The sequence below is a fragment of the Nocardia caishijiensis NBRC 108228 genome (assembly GCF_001612825.1).
In the GTDB taxonomy this organism is placed as follows: Bacteria; Actinomycetota; Actinomycetes; order Mycobacteriales; family Mycobacteriaceae; genus Nocardia; species Nocardia caishijiensis.
On the sequence record NZ_BDBE01000054.1, the window covers coordinates 33,240 to 46,196 of the forward strand.

The 12,957-nt window shown below is 68.6% G+C and carries 13 protein-coding genes; 5 read left to right on the forward strand and 8 right to left on the reverse strand.

Annotated features, from left to right (window positions below; all coding sequences use genetic code 11):
- Nucleotides 1-7 precede the first annotated feature (7 nt).
- A complete protein-coding gene (locus NC7_RS27425) occupies nt 8-742 on the forward strand; it encodes a TetR/AcrR family transcriptional regulator C-terminal domain-containing protein (RefSeq protein ID WP_067988634.1) in 735 nt (244 codons plus the stop codon).
- Here the strand turns inward: NC7_RS27425 and NC7_RS27430 are convergent, their stop codons facing one another.
- From NC7_RS27430 to typA, 4 genes are all read right to left on the reverse strand, one after another.
- Nucleotides 743-1,189 (reverse strand): hypothetical protein, encoded by a 447-nt coding sequence (locus NC7_RS27430; protein WP_067988636.1) that lies wholly within the window; start codon nt 1,187-1,189, stop codon nt 743-745.
- 27 nt (nt 1,190-1,216) lie between these two features.
- Nucleotides 1,217-2,101, reverse strand: coding sequence for an N-acetyl-1-D-myo-inositol-2-amino-2-deoxy-alpha-D-glucopyranoside deacetylase (gene mshB, locus NC7_RS27435; protein WP_067988713.1), 885 nt, complete (start codon nt 2,099-2,101; stop codon nt 1,217-1,219).
- Nucleotides 2,098-3,819 (reverse strand): ABC transporter family substrate-binding protein, encoded by a 1,722-nt coding sequence (locus NC7_RS27440; protein WP_067988711.1) that lies wholly within the window; start codon nt 3,817-3,819, stop codon nt 2,098-2,100. Before NC7_RS27440 ends, mshB begins: the two co-directional genes overlap by 4 nt.
- A gap of 230 nt (nt 3,820-4,049) precedes the next feature.
- The gene (gene typA, locus NC7_RS27445; protein WP_067988639.1) at nt 4,050-5,954 is read right to left on the reverse strand and encodes a translational GTPase TypA; all 1,905 of its coding nucleotides are present in this window, start codon (nt 5,952-5,954) and stop codon (nt 4,050-4,052) included.
- 125 nt (nt 5,955-6,079) lie between these two features.
- On the opposite strand from typA, the gene NC7_RS29685 reads away from it, so the two are divergent.
- Together NC7_RS29685 and NC7_RS27450 are read left to right on the forward strand one after the other, a co-directional pair.
- Nucleotides 6,080-6,256, forward strand: a complete 177-nt coding sequence (locus NC7_RS29685) for a hypothetical protein (protein ID WP_166655726.1) — start codon at nt 6,080-6,082, stop codon at nt 6,254-6,256.
- 53 nt (nt 6,257-6,309) lie between these two features.
- A complete protein-coding gene (locus tag NC7_RS27450) occupies nt 6,310-6,600 on the forward strand; it encodes a 4a-hydroxytetrahydrobiopterin dehydratase (protein ID WP_067988642.1) in 291 nt (96 codons plus the stop codon).
- A 1-nt stretch (nt 6,601) separates the two neighbouring features.
- Here the strand turns inward: NC7_RS27450 and NC7_RS27455 are convergent, their stop codons facing one another.
- Nucleotides 6,602-7,819, reverse strand: coding sequence for a mannosyltransferase (locus NC7_RS27455; protein ID WP_067988645.1), 1,218 nt, complete (start codon nt 7,817-7,819; stop codon nt 6,602-6,604).
- A 403-nt stretch (nt 7,820-8,222) separates the two neighbouring features.
- Between NC7_RS27455 and NC7_RS27460 the strand changes: the two genes are divergently transcribed.
- Nucleotides 8,223-8,996 (forward strand): Rv1157c family protein, encoded by a 774-nt coding sequence (locus NC7_RS27460; RefSeq protein ID WP_067988648.1) that lies wholly within the window; start codon nt 8,223-8,225, stop codon nt 8,994-8,996.
- Nucleotides 8,997-9,061: 65 nt separating this feature from the next.
- Here the strand turns inward: NC7_RS27460 and NC7_RS27465 are convergent, their stop codons facing one another.
- The 3 genes from NC7_RS27465 to NC7_RS27475 form a co-directional block, all read right to left on the reverse strand.
- Nucleotides 9,062-9,772 carry a DUF1906 domain-containing protein gene (locus NC7_RS27465; protein WP_067988652.1) on the reverse strand — a complete coding sequence of 237 codons (711 nt, stop codon included), beginning with the start codon at nt 9,770-9,772 and terminating at the stop codon, nt 9,062-9,064.
- Between the two features lie 156 nt (nt 9,773-9,928).
- The gene (locus NC7_RS27470; RefSeq protein WP_236573469.1) at nt 9,929-11,077 is read right to left on the reverse strand and encodes a hypothetical protein; all 1,149 of its coding nucleotides are present in this window, start codon (nt 11,075-11,077) and stop codon (nt 9,929-9,931) included.
- Nucleotides 11,078-11,263: 186 nt separating this feature from the next.
- On the reverse strand, nt 11,264-11,848 hold the full coding sequence (locus NC7_RS27475; RefSeq protein WP_067988655.1) for a CHAP domain-containing protein: 585 nt from the start codon (nt 11,846-11,848) through the stop codon (nt 11,264-11,266).
- Nucleotides 11,849-12,193: 345 nt separating this feature from the next.
- On the opposite strand from NC7_RS27475, the gene NC7_RS27480 reads away from it, so the two are divergent.
- On the forward strand, nt 12,194-12,955 hold the full coding sequence (locus tag NC7_RS27480) for a helix-turn-helix domain-containing protein (RefSeq protein WP_067988659.1): 762 nt from the start codon (nt 12,194-12,196) through the stop codon (nt 12,953-12,955).
- Nucleotides 12,956-12,957 lie beyond the last annotated feature (2 nt).

The following is a 12,957-nucleotide window of genomic DNA, read 5'->3' on the forward strand; positions in this document are numbered from 1 at the left end:
GGCAGCGATGGCAGCGAGCCCGACCGGGATTCCGTCGGTGTGGACCAAGCCGCCCCGTGAGCGACGCGACCAACCAGCGCTCAGCCGCGACCAGATCGTGGCCGAGGCGATCCGCCTACTCGACGAGGAGGGCTTCGACGCGCTGAGCATGCGCAAACTCGGCGCCAGGCTCGGCGCGGGCGCGACCTCGCTCTACACCCACGTCGCCAACAAGGACGAGCTCCTCGAGCTCGTCGTCGACCAGGTGATCGGCGAGGTCCCCGTCCCCACTCCCGACGGCGACCGCTGGCGCGAGGTCATGCACGAACAGGCCGCGGGCGTGCGCACGACGCTGCTCGCGCACCCCTGGATCACCGTCGTCCTCAGCACCGCGGCGCTGATGTACCTCGGTCCCAACATGATGCGACTCACCGACTCGATGATCGCGATCCTCGATGCCGCGGGCCTGCCCGACGACGTGGTCGACATCGCGGGCAACGCGGTCTTCCAGTTCGTCGTCGGTTCCTGCGGCGGCGAGGCCGCCATGCTGATGACCATCGCGCAGAGCGGCCTGTCGAGCGAGCAGTGGGCCACCCAGGTACTCGCCGCCAGCGAGGCCGCCGCCCGCCCGTTCCCCCGCCTGCACCAGCGCTACACCGACCAGCTCGCGCGGCTGCGCGACAACCCCGACCCGGCCGTGTTCGACAAGTTCACCCGCGAACTCGACCTCATCCTCGACGGGATCCAGACCCGCCGCAGATGATCAGCCCGGCTGCCGGGCGCGGGGCGAATTCGCCCGGAAATACAGATAACCCATGGGCGCGAGCACCCCGCAGGCCAGCAGCAACAGGGTGCGCCCGTCGTCGCCGAGCATCACGTCACCGCCCGGGCCGCGCGAGGCGCACAGCAGAAAACCGAAGAGCCACAACACGATCGGCGCGAAGATGAAACCGAGCCGGTCGGTGACGGTCGCCATCCCGTACACCAGCCCGACATTCACCACCCCGGCGACCGGCGCCGCGATCGGCAGCGGGACCGAACCGATGTACAGCGGCAGGAACAGCACCTCGAGTGCGAGCGTGATGAGCGCGTCGACCAGCAGCAGCACGACGATGAGCCCGGCCACGAGCGGATCGGGCGGCGCGGGCAGACGAACGCCGCGACGCACAGCGGTCGGCGGGGCTGCGGACTGGTCGGAGTCGGTCACCATAGGGGCGAGTCTATTCGGGCGGTCAGCTCATTCGAGGCCGGCGAACAGGTCGTGCTCGAAGCCGTCGTCACCGACCGGCCCCCGGGTGCCGCGCACCAGGGTGAAGTGTTCCTCCGGCAGCACCGGAAGGGCGATGTTGTTCGACAGCGCGAATTCCCGGCCGCTCGGCGCGAGGGTCACCTGGGTGGCGTGCGCGCGCAGGGCCGCCCGCTTGGCCGCGAGCACATCGGAGACGTCGACCACGGTGCTCACCCCACCCGTCGACATCGCCGCAAGCTCGGCCTCCACCGGCAGCCGCCAGCCCGCGGGCAGAGCGCCGGGCAGCCCGTCGACGGTGCGGCGGGCGAGGGCGGCGGTGTGCTGGCGCAGCAGGTCGGCATCGGTGACGGTCCAGTAGAACTTGGGCACGTCGAAGCCCTGTTCGGCGGCCACGGCCACGGCGGCGGTGGTGACGTGATGTGCCCGGATGTGGTCGGGATGGCCGTAGCCGCCGCGCGGGTCGTAGGTGACGACCACGCGCGGGCGCAGCTCGAGCAGCACCGCGACGAGCTCGTCGACCGCGGCGTCACCGGAGTTCACGAACGCGCGCGGGTGCTCGGCCGACGGCGTGCCCGCCATCCCGGAATCGCGCCAGCGCCCCGGCCCACCGAGGAACAGCGGCTCAGCCACGTCGAGCGCGGCGAGGGCGGCGGTGAGTTCGCTGATGCGATACCCGCCGAGCTGGTCGGCCTCGGCGGCGACCAGGCGGGCCAAGCGCTCGCCGATGACCTCGCCTTCCTCGCCGAGCGTGCAGGTCACCACCGTCACCGGCTCCCCGCGACGGCGATAGTGCGCGATGGTGCCGCCGGTGGTGAGGGTTTCGTCGTCGGGGTGGGCGTGCACCAGGAGCAGGCCGCCGATCTCGCGTGTCATGGGATCCTCCGCCACTGTGCCGTGTCACCGAAGATGCCGACCTGGATGGCGCCCGACAGGGACACGCCGTCCACGCGCGGGCCCGCCGCCGCGACGACGTTGTCCTGCACGATCGGCAGCACGGTGGACAGCTCCCACAGTTTCGGTTCGGCTTCGGCCACGATCCGGCCGACGTCGATCCCCCGCAGCGCCTCATCGATCGACGGTTGCACGCTCGGATCGCAGACTCCGCCGATGTTGCTCGGCGCCTGTCGGTAGGCCTCGGCCGCGGCGAGCACCGGCCCGTCGGCACCCGGCGGCTCCACCGGCGGGCAGCCGTACCGGGAGGCCAGGACCGTCGCCGGATCGCCGCCCGCGAGTTCCCAGCCGACGATCGCGTCGACCGCCGACTCGGTGAGCTCGCGACCGTACAGTTCGTCGGCGGCCACCCCGCGCACGGTGGCATCGATTCCGGCACTGCGCAATTGGTCGGCGGCGGTATTGGCCACCGCCAACGCCGCCTCGTCCTCGGCGACCGCACCGATGCGCACCGAAAGCCCCTTGCCGTTGCGGGCAACCGAACGTGGTTGCGGTGCAGGCGAAGTGGGCGAACTCGTCTGCGGCGCCTCTGGGGCGCGGCCGAAACCGGCCTCGGCCAGCAGCGCGAACGCCTCGTCGGCACTGAGCCGGGGCGGAGCGGTCGGCAGATAGCCGGGGCTCGACGGCGGAAGCACCTGGGCGCGAGCGGGTTCCACCCAGCCACCGCTCTGCGCGCCGACCGTCGCGAGCAGCGCGGGATCGAGCAGGGCGAGCAGCGCTTTGCGCACCCGCACATCAGTGAGGTCGCCGGAGCGACCGTTGAGGGTGAGTTGCAGTTCGCGTGCCTGCGGCATGATCGTCGTTCGCACCGACGGAATCGCCGCGAGCTGGGCCTGGGTGGCGACACCGCCGTGCACCAGCGCCATCTGCGCGTCGCCGGTGCGCAGTGATTCGGCGAGTTGGGATGCAGATCCGCCGCGCCGCAACAGGATCTGATCCGGTGCGGCGGGGGTGCCCCAGAAACGGTCGTTGCGTTCCAGCAGGATCTCGTCGCGGCCTCGGTCGACGGACTTGATCGTGAAGTTGCCGCCCGACACCGGGATCCGGTCCACGAGCCCACTGGTGAACCCGCCCGGCGAGTCCTTCACCAGGTGCGAGGGCAGCAGGTTCGTGAACAGCTCACGCCACGCCGGGTACGGCTGGGTCAACGTCACAGTGACCGTTTTGCCGCCACCCGAGGACGCCACGTCCGAGATCAGCCGGTACCCCGCCGGATCGACCACGCCCGGTTGGGAGATCATCTGCTGCCACAGGAACCGGAAGTCCTCGGCGGCGATCGGCGCACCGTCGGACCAGTTCGCCTGATTGCGCAGGGTATAGGTGATGGTGAACGGTTCCTGCACGGTCACCTCGGCCGACACGATCAGCGCCGAATCGGGCACGAAATCCACCACGCCGGGGTGCGCGGGGTTGGGCACCGGCCGGAACGGGCTCGGCAACACCATCGAACTCACCGCGTTGGTCGCGGGCGACTGATCCGACCGCAGATGCGGATTGAACCCGATCCCGATGTCGTCGATGGCGACGACCACCGTGTTCTTGCCCGGCTTGGCCTGGGTGGTCTTCGGGGAATCGGTGCTCTCGATCGGCGGGGGCGGATTCGCGGTGCACCCGGCCACGACCACCGTCGAGGCGATCATCGCCAGCACCGACACGCGCACCCTTGCGCACCACCCCGGACTCACCACGCCCCGCACTCTACCTTTCTGATTTGCGGCTGGCGCCGCGGGTTTCGGGCCTGAACCCCCACCTCTTCCCTCCTTCCGGGCACTCCTTCGTCGCACCCTCCGGTCAGTCCAGAGGTGGGGGACGGCCCGAAACCACAAAAGTGGGGCGACACCGAGATGTCGCCCCACTTTATTCTTGCGCCTTAGTTAGAGGCTGCGGCCTTGTCTCGGGCTTTGCGGCGGGACAGGTCGCGGGCGCGCTCGTTGGCGCCGAGGACGACCTTGCGCACGCGGACCACCTCGGGGGTGACCTCGACGCACTCGTCACCGGCACAGAACTCCATCGCCAGCTCGAGGTCGAGCTGCAACGGCTTGGCCATGGTCTCGAAGGTGTCCGCGGTGGCGCTGCGCATGTTGGTCAGCTTCTTCTCGCGGGTCACGTTGATGTCGAGATCCTCGGCGCGCGGGTTGATGCCGACGACCATGCCCTCGTAGGTGTCGGCACCCGGCTCGACGAAGAACTGACCGCGGTCGGCCAGCTGGATCATCGCGAACGGGGTGACGGTGCCCGCGCGGTCCGACACCAGCGAACCGGTGTGGCGGGCGCGGATCTCCCCGGCCCACGGCGCGTAACCGTGCGAGACGGCGTTGGCGATGCCGGTGCCTCGGGTCTCGGTGAGGAACACGGTGCGGAAGCCGATCAGGCCACGCGAGGGGACGATGAACTCCATGCGCACCCAGCCCGCGGCGTGGTTGCTCATCTGCACCATCTTGCCCTTGCGGGCGGCCAGCAGCTGGGTGATCGCGCCCAGGTACTCGTCGGGGCAGTCGATGGTCAACTCTTCGAACGGCTCGTGCACCTTGCCGTCGACCTGCTTGGTGACCACCTGCGGCTTGCCGACGGTGAGCTCGAAGCCCTCGCGGCGCATCTGCTCGACCAGGATCGACAGCGCCAGCTCACCGCGGCCCTGCACCTCCCAGGCGTCGGGGCGGCCGATGTCGAGCACGCGCAGCGACACGTTGCCGATCAGTTCCTGGTCCAGGCGGGCCTTCACCATGCGGGCGGTGAGCTTGTGGCCCTGCACCCGGCCGACCAGCGGCGAGGTGTTGGTGCCGATGACCACCGAGATGGCGGGCTCGTCGACGGTGATGCGGGGCAGCGCGACCGGGTTCTCCACGTCGGCGAGGGTGTCGCCGATCATGATGTCGGGGATACCGGCGATGGCGACGATGTCACCGGCGACGGCCACCTCACCGGGCTGACGCTCCACACCGACGGTCTGCAGCAGTTCGGTGATCTTGACCTGCTTGGCACCCTCGGCATTGATCCAGGTGACGTTCTGGCCCTTGCGCAGCTCGCCGTTGTGCACGCGGACCAGGGCCAGACGACCGAGGAAGGCGGAGGCGTCGAGGTTGGTGACGTGGGCCTGCAGCGGCGCCTCGGGGTTGCCCTTGGGCGCCGGGATGTTCTCCATGAGCACCTCGAACAGCGCGTCGAGGTTCTCGGCGTCGGGAGCCGAACCGTTCTCCGGCTGCTCCTTGGACGCCTTGCCCTCACGGCCGGAGGCGTAGAGGACCGGCAGATCCAGTGCCAGCTCGGCGGCTTCGGCGGCCTCGTCGTCGAGGTCGGAGGCCAGGTCGAGCAGCAGATCGTGCGACTCCTCGACGACCTCGGCGATACGAGCGTCGGGCCGGTCGGTCTTGTTGACGACCAGGATCACCGGCAGCTTGGCCGCGAGCGCCTTGCGCAGCACGAACCGGGTCTGCGGCAGCGGACCCTCGGAGGCGTCGACGAGCAGCACGACACCGTCGACCATGGACAGGCCGCGCTCGACCTCGCCACCGAAGTCGGCGTGGCCCGGGGTGTCGATCACGTTGATGACGGTGACGGAACCGTCGGAATGGTGCCGATGGACGGCGGTGTTCTTGGCGAGAATGGTGATGCCCTTCTCGCGCTCGAGGTCACCGGAGTCCATCACTCGGTCGACCAGTTCGGCTCGCTCGGCAAACGCGCCCGACTGACGAAGCATGGCGTCGACCAGCGTCGTCTTGCCGTGGTCGACGTGGGCCACGATGGCGACGTTGCGAAAATCGCGTGTAGACGACACGCCTCAATCCTCCTGCTGTTGATGTATTTGGCGCGCATTCATCTGGCATCGCGGCCTGTTACATCCTACGGGTACCGGTGTGGCACGCACGTGTCAGCCTTTGTACTTAGGGTAAGCTAACCCGCGTGGGCAAGGTAAAGGCGAAGAAGGTCTCCAGCCTCAAGCCGAAGAAAAAGTGCTGCAGAAAGAAGACGCGCTGCTTCAAGTGCCCCGTCGTCATCATGCGTATGAAGAAGGCCGAAGCCGCCGGTCTGAGCGGTAAAGATCTCAAAAAGGCCCTGAAACAGGCGCGCGCCGCCTGAGCATCCGACGACGGGCGATGCGCCGTGCCCCGAGGAGGCGTAGAACTGCAGTCATGGGTACCCCGCTGCTCTCCGATCCCGAGATCACCATCGCCCTGGCCACCCTGCCGGACTGGTCCCGCGACGGTGACGCCATCACCCGCACGGTGCAGGCACCGACCTTCCTCGACGGAATCGAACTCGTCCGCAAGGTCGCCACCGCCGCCGAGCAGGCCGATCACCATCCCGACATCGATATCCGTTGGCGCACAATACGTTTCACCCTGAGTACGCATTCGGCCGGTGGTCTCACCGGACAGGACACGGCGATGGCGCACGTGATCGACGACCTCGCCGCGGGCTGAGTCAGCCCGCCGGAACCTCCGCCGCGCGACGGCCACGCACCTGCGCGGCGAGCGTGTCGCGGCCGCGCCACACCAGCCAGCCGAGCAGTACGAACACCCCGATCACATCCACCGCGCCGAGCCAGGCGAGCGGCCACGGGCGCGGGATCTCCCAGATCGTCGGCTGCGCGAACGACAGCACCCACGGCACGCCGATCAGCATCGTCGCCACCCAGAAGCCCGCGAGCACGCGTGCCACGCGTTCGGCCTTCAGCGGGCCGTAGAGCAGCCACAACACGGTCGGGATCAGCCACACCCAGTGGTGGGACCAGGAGATCGGCGAGATCATCAGGCCGAAGAGCTGCACCAACACCAAGGTGCCGAGCCGGTCGTCGGGTCCGAGCGTGCGCCAGGCCAGGAACGCCAGCACCGCGGTGACCAGCACGCCCGCGATCCACCAGGGACCGGACCCCACGTCGTCACCGAGGATGCGGCTCAACGCCCCGCGCAACGACTGATTCCAGACCGAACCCACCGGACCGATCCGGTCGGCGTCACCGAGCAACGTGCCGAAATACCGCTTCGCCTCGTGGGCATTGATGAGAAAACTCACAGCAACCGTCAGGCCGAACGCCGCCGCCGACCACAGCACGGTCGCCCAGCGCCGCCGCGCGACGAAATAGAGACCGGTGATCGCGGGCGTCAACTTGATCCCGGCGATCACCCCGACCAGCCCGCCCGACACCCACCACCGGGAACTACGCACCGCGAGCATGGCACCGAACACCAGGAACACATTCACCTGGCCGTAATCGATCGTCGTGCGCACCGGCTCGAGCCAGACACCGAGCGCGGTCCAGCCAACAGCGGCGGTGACCCAGGTGGTCTCCCCGGCCGTCTTCGCACCGAGCAGCAACTGGAAACTGATCGCGATAACGCCGTAGAGCGCGGCGACCGTCGCCAGCATCCAGCCGACCGCGACGAGCGGAAACGGCAGATAGTGCAGAGGGAAGAAGACCAGCGCGGCGAACGGCGGATAGGTGAAAGGCAGCGGAAAGTCCGGTGTCTTCTCCGCATAGGTGAAGTCGTAGAGGCGATCGGTGAGCAGCGAGGCCGAACCGTCGACGTACACGTGCAGGTCGACGACATTGAGCCCGTTGGGCGCGAACAGCATCCAGGCCAGCCGGGCGAGCACGGACAATCCGAGCAGAGCGAGAGCCCATCGGAGGTGTCGGTTCAAGGCCGTGCTTTCGGTCGTATGAAATGGCGCGTGCGCGGTGCCAGATCACAATAGCTGTGTTGGATTGGCGGCTGGCGCCGCGGGTTTTCGGCCCTGGCGGGCCTCGATTCTTCACTCCTCCGCTCAGTCGCTTCGCTCCTTCGCTCCGTCGCTCCAGAATCGAGGCGGGCCGAAAACCGGGAGTCGGCTGGGCGCTGTGGCGCGACACTGCTGGTCACAGTTGCATCAACGTCCCCACGTGTAACACGTCACAGGGTTAGCTTCGGGGCAGAGTATTTTCGGCCGGGACGCCCGCACGGGCCCGGCGGCTGTACAACACGGCAGCGTTGTCCTTAGAGTGACCCCGTCATGGGGACCGACAACCCTCGCCCATCGCAACACCGAGGTAAGGACGGCTGGACCAGTGCTTCGTAGCCGAGCATCGCGGATCGCAACGACCGCTCTCGCCCTCGCGGCAGGCGCCATGCTCGCCGTGCCCGCGTCGACCACGGCCGCGCCCGCCACGCAGGCGGCTCCGATCAGCGTGCCGATGGTGCCCGAGGGCGTCCCGGTCGACGCGCTCGCCGCTTTCGCGCCCGCGGTGACCGGCCTGATCGCCGGACCCGCCGACGTCGCGAGCCCACAGACCGCCCTGCTCGACCAGGCGCGCGTCCTGCTGGCGACCGTGAATCTGCCACCCGCCATCAAGGCGACGCTCGAGCGGATCATCACCTTCCTCGACGGCAGCGGCGGCGGTGGCCCCGAACTGCCCGAGGACGGCCCGGTCATCGCGCAGTTCCTGTACCCGACCATCGGCAAGGCCTGCATCGGCGACAGCGCCGACTCGGTGGGCACCGCGCTCGCGGTCGCCGGTCCGGCACAGCTGCCCCCGCCCGGCCCCGCCGCCGGACAGGCCGGTTTCGTGTTCACCGCGCTCGGCACCAAGGCGCCGACCGCCGAGCAGAACCCGCCGATGACGGTGCAGTGGCTCAACCTCGACACCCGCCAGTCGGGCGTGCAGACGCTCACCGACGAGGCGAAGATCAACCCCGGCGGGCCCGCCACGCTGTCGACCATCGCCGACACCGGTCACGGCCGAGTCGTCGCGGTGGTCTCCGGCTCGCTGACCACTGCCGCCGAGGGCGCCGCACCGCGCACCTGCAACTTCATGCCGACCCTCGGTTTCTTCACCGTCTAGGTACGCAGCACTCGAGCCCGGTCCCGTTCTCGCGAACGGCGCCGGGCTCGAGTTCGTTCAGGGGGTCACCACTGGCCGTAGTCCGAGGCCAGGACGGTGTTCACGTCGACGCCGACGCCGTCGATGGCACGCTTGTCGATCTCGAACTGGTGCAGGTGGGCGTCGTCGTGCACGAAACCTCTCGGGGTGCCCCAATTGTGCTGCCAGAACCAGGAACCGAGGCCCGCGTCCAGGGCGCGGTCGATCGTCGGCGTGTTGGCGTAGATTCCGACGAGGTCGGGGCCGAGTACCGACTGCCAGCCCTCGATGTAGGGCGCGATCATCTCGTCGAACTCCTGCTCGGAAGGGTTGTCGTCGATCGAGGCGTAGATCGGGGCCGTATCGGGGCCACCTGCGGCGGTGTGCAGTTCCCAGCCGCGCTCGGCGTGCTGTTTGCCCGCTTCGAGCCCACCGCGCCAATCGGCGGTCGGTCCCTTGCCGAACTGGTAGTTCGACACGATCGACAACCCGTGTTCCCACAGGTCTTCCACCTCGGCGGGCAGCAGCGGTTTGCCCGCCATCCACTCGGCGCCCGGCCTGCGGTCGGAGACGTAGCGGATCACCCCGATATGGCCCGCGGCTCTGATCGCCTCGGCGGACGGGACACCGGCCGCGTAGTCGACGAGGGTGCCGTAGGACTGCGCCGCGGCGGGCGCGGCGGCCAGCCCGAGGCCGAGAGTTGTCGCGGCGGCGGCGAATCCGAAGAACTCACGCCGGGTGACCGAAACCGAACGCATCACAGGACTCCTTCGCGCAACCCGACCACAACCGGCAAGCGAGCCCGGCGCGTCAACCCCGTACGCGCCGGGAGCCTAGAACGTGCGACTCATTTCACCACAGCCCACAGTGGTACCGCTAGACCCACTGTTCACAGCAGCACCAAAGGCCACAGCTCAGGCGGCACCGTCGATGGCGGCGCCGACGTCGATGGTCCGGCCCGTCGGGTCGGCGAGTTCGGTACTCACCACGGCGACGACCTGGGCCATCACCTGCTTCTTGATGCCCGCCAGCCGACCGAGCGTCGCGGCCCGCAGACCCTTCGCGGTGAACTCCATCGAGATGTCCTCCACAGCGGGCGGCGGTACCTCGATGACGATCTGCAGCGGTTCGGCGGCGCGCGCGGTGAGGACGAGGGGGATCTCGAGGTCGGCGCGGTAGTGGTTGGCCTTGAGCACGTCGACGGTGATGTCGAGGCCAACCGGCAGAGTCATGTCGAACACCCGTAGCTCGCCGGGCACGGCCGCACCGCGCTCGACCACACGCGGTTGCTCGATGGCGCCGCGCACGGTCACCGTCGCGGCGCCGCGCGGGCCTTCCGACAGCGGCCCGATCGCGATCTCCCCGCCCGCCATCTGGGCGACTACACCGTGCACGCGGTCGCGGGTGACGATCTGGGTGAAGAAGCGCAGACCGAATTCGCGGTGGTCGATCCAGTCGAACACGGTGTCGTTGCGGTGCGGGGAACGGTATCCGTCGAGGATCGCCTCGATGTCGAACACCCGCTCGGCGCGCGCCTTGGGGTCGCTGATGATGGCGTTCACCCGGCCCGCGACCTCGCGCTGAACGAGTCCGGCGATGGGGTCGAGCAGCATCTCCCAGGCCGTGTCGACGGCCTCGGCGCGCAGGGTGAAACTCACGTCCTTGGCCGTCACCGGGGCGACGTCCATGACGAGCAGCAGCGGTGCGGCGGTGCGGGCATGCAGGGTGAGGGCGATCTCGACGAGGGCGGCCACGCCGAGTTTGCGACCACCGATGGTCAGGTTCACCGCGAGTTTCAGCGGCACCTTCACCCCGAAGGTGACCGCGTCACCGGAATTGCGGGTGACCACAGGAGTACCGAGGGTGCCTTCGGCGGCGAAGCCCGCCAATCCCGCCGGTCCGAGAGAGAACGGTCCGATCTGCACACCACGCCCCGTCATGCCCGCGACGGCGGCGGCGATCCGGTCCTCGGTCACCGCGTACCGGACGAATCGCTCGCCGAAATCGGCGTACTCGATCCACTTCGGGTCACGACGTGCTTCTCCGGTCACCTTCACACGCACATCGAACACGGTACGTGATCGGAATCGGCACCCAGGCCTCGGCGCGACTCCCCCGTCCTGCCGATGAGGGGGAAGCAGGACGGAGGGTCGCCTGCGACGCTGCCGGGCGCCGCCTGCTCCATCGTACGTGCACCGGTCGGGTCGCGCCGCCCCGACGGGATCGGTTGCCTTGCGCGACAGCGACTTTCAGAATCTGCCGTACCCCACGAGGTCGGGTGTTTCGCTCACCTTGATCGTGCGGACCCGGATGGTTCCCATCTCGTTGCCGCCGATGGTGGTGATCGAGTCGCCCTCGGCCTTCAGAACGATGTTGGTGTGCTGACCGAGCGGGCTGTCGGGACCGTAGAGCACCACGTCACCGGTGCGCGGCCGGTAGCCGACATCGGGCCGGGTGAACCGGCCGACGGTCTCGTAGTACTCCTGCAGCGTGTACACCCCGGGGATCCGCCAGGAACCGGAGTTCGGGTTGCTCAGCGGCCTGCCCGCTTCGCGCATGGTCCAGCTGACGAAGTCGGCGCACCACGCCTCCTTCACGCCCTCGGCGTACTTGGGGCCGTCGCCGGGCTTCTCGAATTCGCGACGCAGCACGTCGACCAGCGCGATCTGCTGTTCGTCGAGGCGCTCGCTGTCGAGTGCCGGGAACTGCTCACCCCAGTCGTGCTGCCACCACACCAGCCCGACGACCAGCACGGCCGTGGCCGCGAGCACGCCGGAAATTCCCAGAGTCCATGCCGAGGCACGCCCGGTCCGCCTGGTTCGAAGCTGCGTCATCGCCCCCCACTTTCTTCGGTCTCTGCTTCATTAGACGAATCGGGAGTGGCGGTGGTTCCCGCTGTGCGCGAGAATCTCGCGGTGTGGTTCCGGAGCGGACAGGAACCGTGATCACCGGGTGGACCCCTGCGCCACCCGGGTACCTACGGTCGGGACCCGACGATGCTCTCGGCGCGCGCGGCAACCGCGCGTGCCGTCCCCTCCGGCGGCCGTTCCGCTCCGGAACTACTAATTGGTAGCCCGACGCTGCCCCGCCTGGCTGTACGAATTTTCGCGAACACCGTACGGTCGGTCAAGCTAGACGACTGTCCCAGTTTGTCCCACTGTTCGAAAGAGGAAAGCGACGTGGAAGACCCGCACCTGCCGATCGCCCGGTACCTGCGCGAACGTCGTGAATCGGCCGGACTGACCCGCGCCGCGCTCAGCGTCGCGGCGGGCATCTCCCCCGCCCTGATCCAGAAGATCGAACAGGGTTCGCGCACACCGACTCTGGAGGCGCTCACCGCACTGTTCGACGCCCTCGACGTACCCGCGCTGTTCCGCGATCACCTGGTGTCGTTGTCGCTGGCCGATCGTTACGGCAGCCCGGCCGCCGACCTCCCCGTCGACATCCCCACCGCCGATCTGGTGCTGCTCAACTCGATCTCGTATCCGGCGAGCCTGCAGATGTACACGACCTACGACGTGGTCGCCACGAATTCCGCTTGGACACGGTACTTTCCCGGCCTCGACACCAGCACCACCCTGCTCGAATGGATGCTGCTCGACCCACGCTCGCGCGAGGTGATGCTCGACTGGGACAAACAGGTCCACCTGTGCGTCTACGGATTCCGGGTGATGAGCCCCGGCGTGGTACCCCAGGAAAGGATCGATCGCCTGTTCGCGGTGTGCTCGGTCGCCGATGAATGGGAACGGTTCTGGACCACCGAACCGGACGTCCCCTCGCACCTCGACCGGCCCGTGCAGCGGATCCGACACCCCGACACCGGCGCCGCCGTGGCGATGACCATGCAGGTGCACGACTCGATCGTGCCCCGGCGCGAGTGGTCGCTTGTCACCTTCTGCCCACTTCTCGACGGCTCGGTCCGAGACACCGCAAACCGGTAGCT

Excerpts from the sequence above, each read along its gene's own strand:
- NC7_RS27425 (WP_067988634.1), top strand. The coding sequence starts at position 8 with ATGGCAGCGAGCCCGACCGGGATTCCGTCGGTGTGGACCAAGCCGCCC.
- NC7_RS27430 (WP_067988636.1), bottom strand. The coding sequence starts at position 1,189 with ATGGTGACCGACTCCGACCAGTCCGCAGCCCCGCCGACCGCTGTGCGT.
- mshB (WP_067988713.1), bottom strand. The coding sequence starts at position 2,101 with ATGACACGCGAGATCGGCGGCCTGCTCCTGGTGCACGCCCACCCCGAC.
- NC7_RS27440 (WP_067988711.1), bottom strand. The coding sequence starts at position 3,819 with ATGATCGCCTCGACGGTGGTCGTGGCCGGGTGCACCGCGAATCCGCCC.
- NC7_RS27450 (WP_067988642.1), top strand. The coding sequence starts at position 6,310 with ATGGGTACCCCGCTGCTCTCCGATCCCGAGATCACCATCGCCCTGGCC.
- NC7_RS27465 (WP_067988652.1), bottom strand. The coding sequence starts at position 9,772 with ATGCGTTCGGTTTCGGTCACCCGGCGTGAGTTCTTCGGATTCGCCGCC.
- NC7_RS27475 (WP_067988655.1), bottom strand. The coding sequence starts at position 11,848 with ATGACGCAGCTTCGAACCAGGCGGACCGGGCGTGCCTCGGCATGGACT.